Below are 15358 nucleotides of genomic sequence, written 5' to 3'. Positions count from 1 at the left end.
CACGTCCTACCACAAAGGTCCCTACACCGAGATTAAGTGGAGGGACCTTGCGGCGACAACAAGAAAGCGGCCGTCCGCCGGAGAATGATTTTAACGGATGCGTGAAATTGGCAACAAGCCCTTCTGGAAGGGCAAGCCGCTGGAAGCCTTCTCTCCGGCGGAATGGGAAAGCCTCTGCGACGGCTGCGGCCGCTGCTGCTTGAACAAGCTGGAGGATTGGGACACCGGCGCCATCGCCTGGACCCGCGTCCACTGCCAGCTGCTCGACGGCACGTCGTGTCGCTGCTCGGACTACGAGCATCGACAGGCGACCGTGCCGGATTGCATCCCGCTTGATCCGGAAGCGGTCCGCACGATTTCCTGGCTGCCGCCGACCTGCGGCTACCGGCTGATCTCGGAGGGGCGCGACCTCTACTGGTGGCACCATCTCGTGTCCGGGGATCCAGATACCGTGCACGAGGCCGGCATCTCGGTGCGCGGACGCACGATCAGCGAGGAGGGAATGGACCTCGACGATCTCGAACAACATCTCGCACGCTGGCCGGGCGAAGACCCCATGGCGAAGGGGACCCGCGAAACGGAAGAGGATGCGAGTCTTAAATAGGAAAATAGTCCTTGACGCCGTGACGGTGGCGGGGTAGGGTTCAGGCACGGTCAGAGATTTGCGGGCGGCGGGCTTCGGGAGAGGCTTCGCCGCTTTTGCGTTTCCGGGGATGTGCGATGGCGAAGGTTGCGAAACGGGCGAGGCTGCGGGCGGCGTCGGGGACGTTGCTCGCGGATCGGCTGCTGGCGCTGTTCGGCTTCGAGCTCGGCGTGCTCGAGCGCGCGGTGGAGCCTTTGCGGGCCGATGCGGACGAGGGGGAGCGTGACTTCGGGGTCGGCGCCAAGGCGCGGATCGAGGCGCTGGGGCAGATGGTCCGCACGCTGGAGAAGCTCCTGGAGCTGAAGCAGCTGGAGGCGCTGGCGTCCGGGGCGGGCGCCGAGGGGCCGGATGCCGAGGCCGAGAGGCTGGCGGCGGAGCTCATGCGACGGCTGAGGGTCCTCGATCGGCGGCGGCGGGCGGCGGGGCTGCCGACGACCCTTACCGGTGAAGCCGGGGAGGGCGCGGGGAATGCCCCGGTCGGCCGGTCCGAGGCGAGCGGGGCCACGGCTGCGGCGGGGGCAACGGCGGGCGCGGACGAACCCGTTCCTGCTCCCGCGGCCTCGTTCGACGCGTTGCCGATTTGACGGCGGAACACCCCGCCGATCTCGACGAGGCGGCCTACTGGGCGGCCGCAGAGGCGGAGGTGGCGTCGGCACCGAGCGCGGCGCTCGCCAAGGCGATGCCGCGCTGGTCCGACGTGGCGCGGGCCGAGCAACTGCCGCCGCCGGGCGACTGGCGGCAATGGCTGATGATCGGCGGGCGCGGCTCGGGAAAGACGCGGGCGGGAGCGGAATGGATCGGCGCGATGGCGATGGGTCTTCCGCCCCTGGCTTCGGCGCCGCACGGACGCATCGCGCTGGTGGCGGAAACGCTCGGCGATGCCCGGGAGGTGATGGTGGAGGGAGAAAGCGGCATCCGGGCCATCGCCATGCCGCCGCGCCCGGTCTTCGAGGCCTCGCGGCGGCGCCTCGTCTTCGCCAACGGAGCGGTCGCGCAGATCTTCTCGTCGGAAGATCCCGATGCGCTGCGCGGCTACCAGTTCGATGCGGCCTGGGGAGACGAGCTCGCCAAGTGGCGGCATGCCGACGACTGCTTCGACAACCTGCAGCTGGCGCTTCGCCTGGGGAGCCGGCCGCGTGTGCTCCTGACGACGACACCGCGGCCGATCGCGATCTTGAAGCGCCTTCTCCAGGATCGCACGACGGCCACCACCCACATGCGGACGGCGGAAAACGCGGAGAACCTCGCGGGCGGATTTCTGACCGCGATGAACGCGCGATACGGCGGATCGCGGCTCGGGCGGCAGGAGCTCGAAGGCGAGATGATCGAGGCGCGAACCGATGCTCTGTTCGACCGCGCGGCCATCGACCGCCTGCGGGTGCGCGCGGCGCCGGCGATGCGCCGCATCGTCGTGGCGGTGGATCCGCCGGCGACGGCGACAAAGCGCTCCGACGCCTGCGGGATCGTCGCGGCGGGAATTGCGGCGGATGGGACGATCTACGTCCTTTCCGATGGAAGTATGGAAGCGGCCAAGCCGGCGGATTGGGCGCGGGCGGCCGTGCGTCTCTACGAGCGGCTGGAGGCCGACCGGATCGTCGCGGAGGTGAACCAGGGCGGCGACATGGTGGAGGCGGTGATCCGAACGATCTCCGCCGACGTGCCGATCCGATCGGTGCGCGCGACGCGCGGGAAGTGGACTCGGGCGGAGCCCGTCGCCGCGCTCTACGAGCAGGGCCGCGTGCGCCATGCTGGAAGCTTTCCCGCGCTCGAGGACGAAATGGCCGATTTCGGCCCGGACGGGCTGTCCGACGGGCGATCGCCGGACCGGTTGGACGCGATGGTCTGGGCCATCACGGCCCTGTCGGCGCGGGAGGCCGAGCCGCGGGTGCGCGGGCTCTGAGACGAAACAGGTTTTCTCACATTCCGGAGACGATCCATGGGACTGCGATCCATCCTCGCGGCGTTCTCGACCCGCGCCGCGACGGGAACGGCGCGCGAGGTGAAATCGAATGCGGGGGCGGGCGGCGCGTTCGTCTTCACGGGAGCGATGGGAGACGGCGGACCGGGACGTGAGCCGAGCTATGCGGCCCTCGGCCGGACCGGCTTCATGCAGAACCCCGTCGTGCACCGCTGCATCCGCCTGATCGCGGAGACGACGGCGGCCGTTCCGCTGCTTCTCTACGAGGGAAGCGCGGAGGTGACGGAACATCCGATCCTTGAACTCCTGCGTCGGCCGAACGGCTCGAACGACGGCACCGCCCTCATGGAGACGCTGTGCGGGCATCTGATGCTGTCCGGCAACGCCTATGTCGAGACGTCGCTCCTGGAGGGGCGCCCGCGGGCGCTGCACGTGCTGCGCCCGGACCGGATGCGCGTCGTTGAAGGGCGCGACGGGTGGCCGGAGGGCTACGAATATCGCGTCGGGTCTTCGGTTCGCCGGATCCGGACGGATGCGGGCGAGCCGTGGGCGCTTCTCCATCTCAAGCTCTTCCATCCGCTCGACGACCGCCTCGGCTTCGCCCCGCTCGGAGCGGCGGAGGCCGCGCTGTCCCTCCACAATGCGGCAGGGCGCTGGAACACCGCGCTGCTCCAAAACTCGGCCCGGCCGTCCGGGGCGCTGGTCTATCAGCCCGGCGACGGCGCGAACCTCTCGCCGGACCAGTTCGACCGGCTGAAGACGGAGCTGGAGAGCGGTTATACCGGGGCGGCGCGGGCGGGGCGCCCGATGCTGCTGGAGGGCGGGCTCGACTGGAAGGCCATGGGGTTGTCGCCGCGCGACATGGACTTCATCGAGGCGAAGAACCAGGCGGCGCGGGAGATCGCGCTCGCCTTCGGCGTTCCGCCGATGCTGCTCGGCATTCCCGGCGACGCGACCTACGCCAATTATGCCGAGGCCAACCGCGCCTTCTATCGCCTGACCGTGCTGCCGCTCGCGAACCGGATCGCGGGCGCGGTCGGAGCCTGGCTCGGCGCGCATCACGCCGCGCCGCACCTGGCGCTGAGGCCCGATCCCGATCGCGTCGACGGTCTGAGCCTGGAGCGCGAGGCGCTCTGGGCGCGGGTCGGGGCGGCCAGCTTCCTCACCGATGACGAGAAGCGCGAGGCCGTCGGCTACGGGCCGTCCCGCTGACACGTTGCCCTCTTCCATCCATCCCATCGCCGGAGGTGTCGCCATGAGCGTCGAGCCATTGTCGGGGGCCGCCTTGTGGACGGCCAAGATCGTCGGAGCCTGCGCGGGCTCGGCGATCTCCGTCGCCTACCTCCTGCCCGCCAGCCGGCGCGATGCGGCCGCCCGGTTCCTCGTCGGCATCGTGACGGGAATCGTCTTCGGCGCTCCGGCGGGGCTGGCGCTGGCGGGGCACCTGCAACTCGATCTCGCGCTTTCGCCGCCCGAACTCGTGCTGATGGGATCGGCCGCCGCGAGCCTGTCGGCCTGGTGGGCGCTCGGCGTTCTGTCGCGCTTCGCGGCGACCCTCTTTCGCGAGCCGAGCGCGGGAGGCCGGTCGTGAGCGCGGCGCGGCTCGTCGCCCCCCGCGACGGGACGTCCGCCTGGACCGAGGATCATGGGCGGATCTCCGGCTACGCCAGCCTTTTCGGCGCAACGGACCTGTCCGGCGACCGCATCCTGCCCGGAGCGTTCCTTGCCTCGCTCGCCCGGCGGGGCGCGGCCGGCGTCCGGATGCTCTGGCAGCACGATCCGTCGCGGCCGATCGGGATCTGGACGACGCTGACGGAGACGGCAAGCGGGCTTCTCGCGGAGGGCCGGCTGGCGCTGGAGACGGCCGGCGGGCGCGAAGCCTACGGGCTGATCCGGGCCGGCGCGGTCGACGGGCTTTCCATCGGCTTTCGCACCCGGACCGCGCGGCGCGGGACGGGCGACGGCGTGAAGCGCGTGCTCTCGGAGATCGATCTCTGGGAAATCTCGGTCGTGACCTTCCCGATGCAGGAACGGGCCCGGTTGAGGGAAGCGCGCAGCCCGGCCGCGCCGTCCGACAGGCCGAGCCTCGCCGACCGCATTCGCCAAGCCGCGTCGCAGATGGCCGCGAGATCTCCATCGACGCGGTGAATCCAGCCGCCCTCCCATCGTCGTTCAACCCCAGGAGAGACCATGCCCGAGATCAATCTGAACGCTCCCGAGACGAAGGCCGAGACGCGCGAGGTGAGCGAGGCGTTCGATACGCTGATGCGCACCTTTTCCGGATTTCGCGAGACCAACGACTCGCGCCTTGCGGACATCGAACGGCGAATGAGCGCGGACGTCCTGACCGAGGAGAAGGTCGAGCGGATCAACAAGGCGATCGGCGACCAGCAGAAGAAGCTGGAGGCGCTCATGCTCAAGGAGTTGCGCCCGCAGCTCGACGGGACGGGCGAGGAGGGGCGAAGCGCGCGACCGAGCGAGCATCGCCAGGCCTTCGAGACCTATGTCCGCGGCGGCGACGAGCGGGGGCTGCGTCGGCTCGAGGAAAAGGCGATGTCGACGCTGACGGGCGCCGACGGCGGCTTCGTCGTTCCGCCGGAGACCGAGAGGGAAATCGGCCGGCGCCTCGCGCGCATCTCGCCAATCCGGTCCATCGCGTCGGTGCGAACCGTGTCGGCCATGGTGCTGAAGAAACCGTTCTCGCTGGCCGGCGCGCAGGCGGGCTGGGTGGGCGAGGCGGATGCGCGCCCACAGACGACGAGCCCGTCCCTCTCGGAGCTGACGTTTCCGACCATGGAGCTCTATGCCATGCCCGCGGCGACCAACGCGCTGCTCGACGATGCGGCGGTCGATATCGACCAGTGGATCGGCGAAGAGGTGGAGCAGGCCTTCGCCGCGCAGGAAGGGGCAGCCTTCGTCCTCGGCGACGGCGTCAACAAGCCGAAAGGCTTCATGACCGCTGCGACCGTTGCCGAGAGCGCCTGGACCTGGGGCAAGGTCGGCACGATTTCCACCGGCGTCAGCGCCGCTTTCGCGGCCAACGGAGGCTCGGACGCGCTGATCGACCTCATCTACTCGGTCAAGTCCGGCTACCGGCAGAATGCCAGCTTCGTCATGAACCGGCGCACGCAAAGCGTGATCCGCAAGATGAAGGATGCCGACGGAAACTACCTCTGGCAAGCGCCGGCCGCAGCCGGAGCGCGGGCAACGCTGATGGGCTTCCCGCTCGTGGAAACCGAGGAGATGCCGGACATCGCGGCCAACGCGAAGGCCATCGCCTTCGGCGACTTCGCCCGCTTCTACCTCATCGTCGACCGGCAGGGCGTGCGGGTCCTGCGCGATCCCTACTCGGCCAAGCCCTACGTCCTTTTCTACACGACCAAGCGCGTGGGCGGCGGCATCCAGGATTTCGACGCGGCGAAGTTCCTGAACTTCAACGTCTGACGGGCGCCGTCCTTTCGACCAGCCCCGATCCATCGGCGCCCTTCGGGGCCGGACGCCGCGCGCCCGGCCCTTTTTCGTCCCTCACCGTCGGAGCCAACCATGACCTTGATCGACCTCGGGCCGCCGGCGGCCGAGCCGCTGACGCTGGCAGACCTGAAGACCTGGTGCCGGATCGAGCGCGACGACGAGGACGGAATCGTCCTGTCGCTCGCGCGGGCCGCGCGGGAGACGATCGAGGCCCTGACGCGCATGATCCTGGTGCGTCGAGCGTTTCGGCTCGTCGTGGACAGCCTCCCCGCGGACGGCTGGATCGAGATGCATCGCATGCCGCTCCGCAGCGTGACGAGCGTGACCGCCTTCGATGCAGCGGGCACTCCGACCCTCTTCGGCCCGGCGCATGCCGTGATCGAGCGAGCGCTCGGGATCGAAGCCGTCCGGCTGTCGCCGGATGTCCGGGCCGTCGCCGCGAACGGCGTCGAGATCGAGATGGAGGTGGGTTACGATGCGGGCGGGGCGCCGGACGGGTTGAAGCTCGCGATCCGCCGGATCGTGTCGGCAAGCTACGAGGTGAGGGCCGCCGTCTCGCCCGAGCAGCAGCCGGCGCTCGTTCCTCCCGCGGCGGAAGCCCTGCTGCTGCCCTATCGCCGGGTGCGGCTCTGATGGCGCTGATCTTCCTCGATCCCGGCCTCCTCCGGCGGCGCGTGCGCCTGCAGACGCCCGACATGATCGCCGACGCAAGCGGCGGAGCGGTGACGGCATGGCGAGAGGTGGCGGAGTTGTCGGCTCATGTCGAACCCTTGTCGGCGGCTGCGCGCGAGCGGTTCGGGCAGCGCGCAGAGACCGTCACGCACCGGGTGATCTGCCGCTTCCGGAGCGACATCGATCGTGGCATGGCCTTCGTCTTGAAGGACCGCCGGCTGACCATCCGTTCGCTTCACGATCCCGACGAAAGCGGCCGGTTTCTCGTTTGCCGATGCGAGGAGGAGCGATGAGGCTCGATGCGAGGCTCTTTTTCCCGGTCGAGGCGCTGAAGGCCCGTCTGCGCGCCGCCGGGGCTGCGGGACGATCGAGCGAGCCGTCGCCGCGCCGGCGGATCGCTCTTCCCTCGACGTCGAACCTGCGAGCCCCCGCGACCCTCGAGGATCCGTTCCCCTTCGAAGACGCCGCCGCGCCGGGATGAAATTTCCGTCACATGGTTTACGCCGGCCGGCAATCACGTCACATTCAGGCTGGATATTTGACGTGATGTTCCCTGACGCTGCCGCGACCATTTCGAAAGGATGATGCCATGGCACATGCGAGTGCTGAACTTCAGACTTCGATCTACCAGACGCTGAGCGCCGATCCCGGTCTCCTCAAGCTGCTCGGCGGACCGAAGATCTTCGATCACGTGCCGGAGAGGGCCCCGTTTCCGTATCTCACGCTCGGTCGGACGACGGTGGTCGACTGGTCGACCGGGACCGAGGACGGCTCCGAACACATTTTGACGCTGCACGTCTGGGCGAAGGGCGGCGGCAAGCAGGCGACCTACCAGATCATGGACCAGGTTTCGAACAAGCTCCACGATCAGCATCTGTCGCTCGACGGGCACCATCTGGTGAACCTACAGCTGCAATTTGCCGAAGCGAGGCTGGAACCGGATTCCGCGACCTATCACGGCATCCTGCGCTTCCGAGCGGTTACCGAGCCGATCGCCTGATCGATCGAACGACGCTCCGGACCCCGGAGCACATGAGCGAAGCATGACAAGGCGGCCTCAACAGGGCCGCCTTTTTTCTTGGTCCGACCGTTCGGTCGAAACGCGGAGACGAGGATGGCAGCGCAAAAGGGCAAGGACCTCCTTCTGAAGGTCGATCCGGCGGGCGGCACCGCCTATGCGACGGTGGCGGGCCTGCGGACCAAGCGGCTCGCCTTCAACGCGGAGGCCGTCGACATCACGGATGCGGCGAGCGTGGGACGCTGGCGCGAACTCCTGGGCGGAGCCGGCGTGCAGAGGGCTTCGTTATCGGGTTCGGGCATCTTTCGGGATGCCGGCACGGACGCTTCCTTCCGCTCCCTGTTCTTCGCCGGGACGATCGCGACCTATCAGGCCGTCATCCCCGATTTTGGAACCGTCAGCGGCCCCTTTCAGATCACGGCGCTGGAATATGCCGGCGAATACAATGGTGAGGTCACCTTCGAGGTGACGCTGGAATCGGCCGGTATCCTCAGCTTCGTGGCGGTTTGACGATGGCCGTGAACCGACGCAGGGGAGAGGTCGGCGCCATCATCGACGGGCGCGAGCGTGTGCTGTGCCTCACGCTGGGCGCCTTGGCCGAACTGGAGGACGCGTTCGCGGCAGAGGATGTCGGGGCCTTGATGCGGCGCTTCGGATCGGGCCGGCTCGGAGCGCGCGATCTGATGCGCATTCTCGGTGCGGGCCTTCGCGGCGCCGGCGAGAGCGTCGCCGATGTCGAGGTCGGCGCGATGCGCATCGACGGCGGCGCGGCCGGTGCGGCCGTCATCGCGGCGGAACTCCTCACGGCGGCGTTCGGCGAATTGGGGAATGCCGGCGCGACCCAGGCCGGCGCAGCGGGATCGGTCGGAGCCGCAACCGCAAACCCTTGAGCGCCGCGCCGGAGTTCGAGGCGGGCTCCGGCGCGGTCGCGTTTCCGTTCGACGAGGCGATGACGGCGGGCTTCGGGCTGCTCGGTCTCGCCCCGGCCGCCTTCTGGGCCATGACGCCGCGAGAATTCGCAAGAGCGATCGCGCCCTTCGCCGAGCGCACGGCCGAGCCGCTGCGGCGACCGGATCTCGAAGCGCTGATGGCCCGCTTCCCCGACCCTCCCAGGAGATGACCATGGCGGCCGACGAGACGTTCCAGGTGGCGGTGGAAGCCGACACGACAGGATTCGAGCGCAGCCTCGACACGCTTTCGGCAAAGGCCAGCGCCTTTGGCGCGGCTTTCACCGGAGCGTTGACGGCAGCGGCGAGCGGTGGCCGATCGCTCGACGGCGTGATGCGCCAACTCGGGCAACGGATCTCGTCGATCGCGCTCGGAGCGGCCCTGAAGCCGCTGGAGACCGCGATCGGCGGAATGTTCGGGCAGGTGATCACCGGTCTCGGGGGGATCGCGGGCGCTTCGCCTAATGCCGCCGGAGCGGTGCCGAGGGTGACGCCGTTCGCCAAGGGCGGCGTGGTCGCGGCGCCGACCTTTTTCCCGAACGGGCGCCAGATCGGGCTGATGGGCGAGGCCGGCGCGGAGGCGATCCTGCCGCTGAAACGCGCCGCCGACGGCACGCTCGGCGTTGCATCCGGCGGCGGCGGAGCGCGTTCGCAGACGATCGTCTTCAACGTGGCGACACCGGACGCGGCGAGCTTCCGCCGATCCGAAGCCCAGATGCAGGCCCTCCTCGCGCGCGCCGCCGGGCGCGGGCAGCGTGGACTATAGAAGGACGCGCGATGAGCATTCCATCCTTCAGCGAAGAGCGTTTCCCCCTTCGCATCGCCTTCGGGACGAGCGGCGGGCCGGAACGGCGGACCGAAATCGTCCGGCTTTCCACGGGATTCGAGACCCGCAACCAGCGGCATCGCCACTCCTTCCGTCGCTATGATGCGGGCTCGGGCGTCAAAAGCATCGGCGATCTCGTCGCCGTCCTCGACTTCTTCGAAGCGCGACGAGGCAAGCTCGTCGGGTTCCGGTTCCGGGATCCGCTCGACCATGGCTCCGCCCGACCGGGGAGCTCCGTCTCGCCCTTCGACCAGGCGATCGGCACCGGAGACGGAGCCACCCGGGTCTTCGCTCTCCAGAAGTCCTACGGAACAGGCGCCGGCGCCTATCTCCGACCGATCGAGAAGCCTGTGGCCGACACGTTGCGGCTCGCTGGAAGCGGGGCCGAACTCGGCCGCGGCTTCAGCCTCGACGAGACGACCGGGCTCGTCACCTTCGCCACGGCACCCGCCGCCGGTGTGCAGCTGACGGCGGGCTTCGAATTCGACGTGCCGGTGCGCTTCGACGTCGACCAGCTCGTCGTCAACCTCGCCGCCTTCGAGGCCGGCGACATCCCCTCCATTCCCCTGACGGAGATCCGGCCATGAGGAGTGTTCCGGCGGCGCTGTCGGCGCATCTGGAGGCATCGGCGACGACGGTCGCGCGCGCTTGGCGTCTCGTGCGGAGCGACGGCGTCGTTCTTGGCTTCACGGACCATGACGCGCCCCTGACCTTCGGGGGAACGCGCTACGAGGCCGCGAGCGGCCTTTCCGCCGGCGAGACGGAAGCAATGCTCGGGCTCGGCGCGGGAACGCAGGAGATCGACGGCGCTCTGTCGTCTGCGGCCATCAAGGAGGCCGACATTCTGGCCGGTCGATACGACGGTGCGCGCGTGGAGACCTATGTCGTCAACTGGCAGACGCCGGACGAGCATTGTCTTCTCGACGTTCACGAGATCGGCGAGGTGAAACGGGGCGGACCGGCCTTCACCGCGGAACTGCGCGGCATCGCGAGCCGGCTCGACCGTCGGCGGGGTCGGCTCTACCGCCGGCGATGCGACGCCGTGCTCGGCGACGCCCGGTGCGGTATCGACCTGTCCGCCCCGCATCTCGTGCGGGACGTGGTCTACGCACGCATGTCGAGCGGTGCGCTCGTCGTAACGGAGGCCGAGGACGTCGACCCTGTGCTCTTTTCCGGCGGGCATCTCGTCTGGACGAGCGGCGTGGCCAAGAGTCTGTCCGCCGAGATTGCCGGTCTCTACCCGGCCGGCGGCGGCGGACTGCGCGTCGAGACGATCGGAGCGGCCCGCCTTGAACCCTCGGCCGGCGACCGGCTGCGTCTTCATGCGGGATGCGACAGGAGCTTTTCCACATGCCGGTCCCGCTTCGGCAACGGCCTGAACTTTCGAGGCTTTCCGCATCTGCCGGGCAGCGATGCCGCCCTCGGCGTCGCCAAGTCGAGCGGTCTGCACGACGGCATGCCGGTGGTTCCGTGATCGCGGCACCGGGTTCGATCCAGCGGCGCGACGTCGTGGCCGCGGCGGAGACGTTCCTCGGCACGCCCTATCGGCATCAGGGAAGCCGGCGCGGCGTCGGATGCGACTGCCTCGGACTTGTCCGCGGCATCTGGCGCGAACTTTACGGGCGAGAGCCGGAGATCGCCGGTCCCTATACGCCGGATTGGGCGGAGCGCACGGTGGGCGAGCCCCTTCTGGAAGCCGCCCGGCGGCATTTTCACGACATTCGGCAGGAGGAAGCCGAGCCGGGCGACCTTCTCGTGTTCCGCTGGCGGACCGGTGTGACGGCCAAGCATTGCGGAATCCTCGCGCCGGAGGGCCGGCTCATCCACGCCTACGAGGGGGCTGCCGTCGTCTCCTCGCCGCTCGGTTCCGCCTGGATCCGCCGGACGGCGGGCGCTTTTCGTTTTCCGGAGGCCTGATCGATGGCGACGCTTCTCCTGCAGGCCGCCGGTGGCTTTGTCGGCGGCCTTCTCGGCGGCCCGACGGGCGCGATGGCGGGTCGCGCGCTCGGCGCACTCGGCGGAGCGGCGATCGACAACCGCTTCTTCGGTCCCGGTCCGCAACGCGTGCAGGGCCCGAGGCTCGGCGCGTCGCGTTTTCTCGACGCGGACGAAGGCGCGGGCATCGCGAGGCTCTATGGAACCGCGCGGGTCGCGGGACAGGTGATCTGGGCGACGCGGTTCGAGGAGCGCAGCCAGACCCAGCGCTCGGGCGGCAAGGGTGGCGGATCCGGTCCGCGGACCGAGACCACCACCTACAGCTATTTCGGGCATGTCGCGATCGGGCTCTGCGAAGGTCCGATCGCAGGCCTTCGCCGGATCTGGGCGGATGGCGAGGAACTCGACCTGGCGACCGTCACCCACCGCGTTCATCGTGGCGATGCCGGGCAGATGCCCGATCCCTTGATCGAAGCGAAACAGGGTGCGGGACAGGCGCCCGCCTATCGCGGGCTTGCCTATGTCGTCTTCGAGAACCTCGCGCTGGAGAGCTTCGGCAACCGGATCCCGCAGATCGCCTGCGAGGTCCTTCGCCCGGTCGGCGAGCTCGAAGGCCAGATCCGCGCGGTGACGATCATTCCGGGCGCCAGCGAGCACGGGCTCGATCCGCTGCCGGTGCGCGAGACGGTCCGGCCCGGACAGGACCGGGTGATGAACCGCGCCGTCCATCACGGCGCCAGCGACTACGAGGCGTCGCTCGACGAACTGCAGAGCCTTTGTCCCCAGCTCGAACGGGCCGCGCTCGTCGTCGGCTGGTTCGGCACCGACCTTCGCGTGGGGCAGTGCAAGGTGAAGCCGGGCGTCGAGGTCGTCGAACGGCAGGAGACCGAGACCTGGCGGGCGGGCGATGTCGCGCGCGCCGACGCTCATCTCATCAGCCGTTCCGGGGAGGGACCGGCCTATGGGGGCACACCGAGCGACCGGGGGGTGGTGCGCGCCATCCAGGACCTCAAGGCACGCGGGCTCAAGGTGACTCTCTCCCCGTTTCTCCTCATGGACGTGCCGGCCGACAACGCGCTCGCCGATCCCTATGGCGGCCTGCGGCAGGCCGCCTATCCCTGGCGGGGGCGGATGACGGCGGCGGCCGGCGTCGATCGCACGCAGGCGACCCGAGCCGATATCGCCGCCTTCGTGGGAACGGCGTCCCCGCATCACTTCTCGACGCGCGGCGGGACCGTCCGGTTTTCAGGTCCGGCGGGCGAGTGGAGCCTTCGCCGGATGGTGCTGCACCAAGCCCATCTGGCGGTGCTGGCCGGCGGGGTCGACGCCTTCGTGATCGCCTCCGAGATGCGCGGGCTGACGCGATTGCGGGACAGTTCGGACGCCTTTCCGTTCGTGGAGGCGCTGATCTCGCTCGCCAGCGACGTAAAATCGGTCCTGCCGGGCGCGAAGGTCACGTATGGCGCGGACTGGAGCGAGTATTTTGGATTCCACCCAGCCGACGGCTCCGGCGACGTGTTCTTCAATCTCGATCCGCTCTGGTCGCATCCCGCGATCGATATGATCGGCATCGACCACTACATGCCGCTGTCGGACTGGCGGGCGGAGGATGCCGGCGGGAAGGGGCCGGACGGGGCGGCGTCTCCCTACGATGCCCTTGCTCTCGATCGGGGGGTCGATCACGGAGAGTATGCCGACTGGTTCTATGCCTCAAATGCCGACCGGCAGGCGCGTCTGCGGACGCCGATCACCGATGGAAGCGCGGGCAAGCCCTGGGTCTATCGGGCGAAGGATCTCGTCAACTGGTGGAGCCGCCCGCATGTGGAGCGGCGGGCGGGTATCGAGCGAAGCGGGGCGACGGCCTGGGTGCCGATGTCGAAGCCGATCTGGTTCACCGAGCTCGGCTGTCCCGCGATCGACAAGGGCGCCAACCAGCCGAACGTCTTCCTCGACCCCAAATCGTCCGAGAGCTTCGCCCCCAACTTTTCCACCGGCGCGCCAGACGACCTCCTGCAGCGGCGGGCTCTCGAAGCGCAGCTTCGACACTGGGATCCGGCATCTCCGGGCTTCGTCGAAGCCGCCAATCCCGTATCGCCCCTCTACGGCGGGCGGATGGTCGAGCCGGCGGCGGTTCATCTCTGGACCTGGGACACGCGGCCCTTTCCCGCCTTTCCCGATCGGACCGACATCTGGAGCGACGGCGACAACTGGCGGCGCGGACACTGGCTGACCGGACGGCTGGGGCGCGCACCGGTGGCCGAACTGATCCGGCAGCTTCTCTGCGAGCACGCGGACGCGGACGACGAAACGGTCCTATCCGGCGCCGATGTCGACGTATCGGGCGTCGACGCCCTCGTCGGCGGCTATCTCGTCGCAGGCCCCGGCTCTGCGCGTGGAGAATTGCAGGAACTGATGCGCCTGTGCGGAATCGTGGCGCATGCCAGCGGCGGGCGGGTCGTCTTCTCGTCTCTGTCGCGAGCCTCCGTCGCACGAACCATCAGCCGTCTGGCGGAAGAGCGGGACGGCGAACCCCTGATCGAGCAACGGCGGATGGAGGACAGCGAAACATCGCAGGAGGTCGTCGTGGGCTTCGGCGATCCCGCGCGGTCCTATCAGCCGGCCGCCGCGGAGGCCGTTCGCAGCCGAAGCCGCCATCCCCGCAAGACAACGGTGGAACTGCCGGTGATCCTTCGGGAAGAGGAGGCGCGGCGCTTCGCATCGGCTCTTCTGGCCGAAGAGGCGGAGGGGCGCGACACGATCCGCTTTTCGCTCCCACCGAGCGAGATCGCCATCGAACCGGGCGACGTCGTGGCCTTGGCGGACCTGCCGGGGCGCTGGATCATCACGCGCATCGAGGATGGCGAGACGCGGCGCATCGAGGCTCGCGGGATCGGCGACGCCCCGCGTGGGGCCGTCGACGAACGGATCGGCGTGCCAAGCCCTGCGCCGAAGGGACCCGTCACCGTCTCGCGCCCACTCCTGGCCTTTCTGGACCTACCGCTCGGGTCTGCCGAACGGCCTTCGCAGGCGTCGCGCATCGCCGTTCATGCCGAACCCTTCGTGCCCGTCGTGATCCAGGCTCTGGTTGCCGGCGGTCCTCAACGGACGCTCGCGACGGCGACCAGCCCGGCAACGATGGGGGTTCTGGCCGTCGAACTGTCACCCGGGCCGGACGCTCTGATCGATCGGTCGACGCGGCTCGAGGTCTCGCTTCATCGCGGGGCGATGGAAAGCGTCACGCCGGAGGCGATGCTCGGCGGTGCCAATCTCTGCGCGGTGAAATGCCGGAACGGCGCATGGGAGATGCTGCAGTTTCAAACCGCCGAAGAGATCGGTCCCGGACGCTTTCGGCTGAGCCTCCTTCTGCGAGGCGGCAACGGGAGCGAGGACGCGATGGCGAGCGGCGCAGAGGTGGGCGCCGCCTTCGTGCTGCTCGACGGCGCACCCGCTGCCCCCGATCTCTCGCCCGACGATGTCGCCCGGCCCCTGGATTGGCGAATCGTGCCGGTGGGGCGGCCGCTCGACGATCCCTCGGTGGGGCTGTACCCGGCGGTCGCCCTCGGAGGTCGCGCGCTTCTGCCGCTGTCGCCGGTGCATCTCACCGCAAGCTTCGCGGCCGACGGCGCCGTGTCGATCGGCTTCGTGCGGCGGACCCGCGTCGGCGGCGATCGATGGGAAGGCCTCGACGTCCCGCTCGGCGAAGAGATCGAGCGATATCTCGTCCGGGTCAGCGCCAACGGGCTCGAGATCCGACGGGAAACGCCGGTGCCGAGCGTCTCGCTCTCCGTCGCCGAACAGCTCGCGGCCTTCGCTTCGCTGCCCGAGACTCTCGACGTGGAGGTGCGCCAGCTCAGCCTGACGGCCGGGCCAGGCTTGCCGAGGCGATCGGTGTTCGCGCGGCCCGCATGATGCCGTGCGTGCCTTTCCA

At 69.3% G+C, this 15358-nt stretch carries 19 protein-coding genes; all 19 read left to right on the top strand.

What is annotated here, in order from left to right:
* Positions 1–106 precede the first annotated feature (106 nt).
* The 19 genes from ASG43_RS01115 (at position 107) to ASG43_RS01025 (ending at position 15339) form a co-directional block, all read left to right on the top strand.
* On the top strand, positions 107–604 hold the full coding sequence (locus tag ASG43_RS01115) for a YcgN family cysteine cluster protein (protein ID WP_056500898.1): 498 nt from the start codon (positions 107–109) through the stop codon (positions 602–604).
* 116 nt (positions 605–720) lie between these two features.
* The gene (locus tag ASG43_RS01110; protein ID WP_056499334.1) at positions 721–1227 is read left to right on the top strand and encodes a hypothetical protein; all 507 of its coding nucleotides are present in this window, start codon (positions 721–723) and stop codon (positions 1225–1227) included.
* Between the two features lie 95 nt (positions 1228–1322).
* Positions 1323–2543 (top strand): terminase family protein, encoded by a 1221-nt coding sequence (locus ASG43_RS01105; protein WP_056500895.1) that lies wholly within the window; start codon positions 1323–1325, stop codon positions 2541–2543.
* Between the two features lie 36 nt (positions 2544–2579).
* Positions 2580–3773, top strand: a complete 1194-nt coding sequence (locus tag ASG43_RS01100; RefSeq protein ID WP_082490517.1) for a phage portal protein — start codon at positions 2580–2582, stop codon at positions 3771–3773.
* A 43-nt stretch (positions 3774–3816) separates the two neighbouring features.
* Positions 3817–4152, top strand: a complete 336-nt coding sequence (locus ASG43_RS01095) for a DUF6107 family protein (protein WP_056499331.1) — start codon at positions 3817–3819, stop codon at positions 4150–4152.
* Positions 4149–4709 (top strand): HK97 family phage prohead protease, encoded by a 561-nt coding sequence (locus tag ASG43_RS01090; RefSeq protein ID WP_082490516.1) that lies wholly within the window; start codon positions 4149–4151, stop codon positions 4707–4709. Before ASG43_RS01095 ends, ASG43_RS01090 begins: the two co-directional genes overlap by 4 nt.
* 42 nt (positions 4710–4751) lie before the next feature.
* The gene (locus tag ASG43_RS01085) at positions 4752–6005 is read left to right on the top strand and encodes a phage major capsid protein (RefSeq protein ID WP_056499329.1); all 1254 of its coding nucleotides are present in this window, start codon (positions 4752–4754) and stop codon (positions 6003–6005) included.
* 99 nt (positions 6006–6104) lie between these two features.
* Positions 6105–6665, top strand: coding sequence for a phage head-tail connector protein (locus tag ASG43_RS01080; protein ID WP_056499325.1), 561 nt, complete (start codon positions 6105–6107; stop codon positions 6663–6665).
* The gene (locus tag ASG43_RS01075) at positions 6665–6997 is read left to right on the top strand and encodes a phage head closure protein (protein WP_056499322.1); all 333 of its coding nucleotides are present in this window, start codon (positions 6665–6667) and stop codon (positions 6995–6997) included. The genes ASG43_RS01080 and ASG43_RS01075 overlap by 1 nt, the downstream gene beginning before the upstream one ends.
* Positions 6994–7185 (top strand): hypothetical protein, encoded by a 192-nt coding sequence (locus ASG43_RS01070; RefSeq protein ID WP_056499320.1) that lies wholly within the window; start codon positions 6994–6996, stop codon positions 7183–7185. Before ASG43_RS01075 ends, ASG43_RS01070 begins: the two co-directional genes overlap by 4 nt.
* Before the next feature lie 108 nt (positions 7186–7293).
* Entirely contained in the window at positions 7294–7704 is a 411-nt protein-coding gene (locus ASG43_RS01065) for a DUF3168 domain-containing protein (RefSeq protein ID WP_056499316.1), read from the top strand.
* 114 nt (positions 7705–7818) lie between these two features.
* The gene (locus ASG43_RS01060; protein WP_056499313.1) at positions 7819–8232 is read left to right on the top strand and encodes a phage major tail protein, TP901-1 family; all 414 of its coding nucleotides are present in this window, start codon (positions 7819–7821) and stop codon (positions 8230–8232) included.
* Positions 8233–8234: 2 nt separating this feature from the next.
* Positions 8235–8612, top strand: a complete 378-nt coding sequence (locus ASG43_RS01055) for a gene transfer agent family protein (RefSeq protein ID WP_056499311.1) — start codon at positions 8235–8237, stop codon at positions 8610–8612.
* Positions 8609–8842, top strand: coding sequence for a phage tail assembly chaperone (locus tag ASG43_RS01050; protein ID WP_056499310.1), 234 nt, complete (start codon positions 8609–8611; stop codon positions 8840–8842). Before ASG43_RS01055 ends, ASG43_RS01050 begins: the two co-directional genes overlap by 4 nt.
* A gap of 2 nt (positions 8843–8844) precedes the next feature.
* Positions 8845–9435, top strand: a complete 591-nt coding sequence (locus tag ASG43_RS01045; RefSeq protein ID WP_056499307.1) for a phage tail tape measure protein — start codon at positions 8845–8847, stop codon at positions 9433–9435.
* 11 nt (positions 9436–9446) lie between these two features.
* A complete protein-coding gene (locus ASG43_RS01040) occupies positions 9447–10082 on the top strand; it encodes a DUF2460 domain-containing protein (protein ID WP_056499306.1) in 636 nt (211 codons plus the stop codon).
* Positions 10079–10969 (top strand): DUF2163 domain-containing protein, encoded by an 891-nt coding sequence (locus tag ASG43_RS01035; RefSeq protein ID WP_056499305.1) that lies wholly within the window; start codon positions 10079–10081, stop codon positions 10967–10969. Before ASG43_RS01040 ends, ASG43_RS01035 begins: the two co-directional genes overlap by 4 nt.
* Complete coding sequence (locus ASG43_RS01030) at positions 10966–11412, top strand: NlpC/P60 family protein (protein WP_200939469.1); 447 nt, start codon at positions 10966–10968, stop codon at positions 11410–11412. The genes ASG43_RS01035 and ASG43_RS01030 overlap by 4 nt, the downstream gene beginning before the upstream one ends.
* A gap of 3 nt (positions 11413–11415) precedes the next feature.
* Complete coding sequence (locus ASG43_RS01025) at positions 11416–15339, top strand: glycoside hydrolase/phage tail family protein (RefSeq protein WP_056499304.1); 3924 nt, start codon at positions 11416–11418, stop codon at positions 15337–15339.
* Positions 15340–15358 lie beyond the last annotated feature (19 nt).

It is taken from the genome of Aureimonas sp. Leaf454 (genome assembly GCF_001424685.1).
In the GTDB taxonomy this organism is placed as follows: domain Bacteria; phylum Pseudomonadota; class Alphaproteobacteria; order Rhizobiales; family Rhizobiaceae; genus Plantimonas.
The sequence above is the reverse complement of the archived record's forward strand: the minus strand, read 5'-3'. Positions and strand labels throughout refer to the sequence as shown.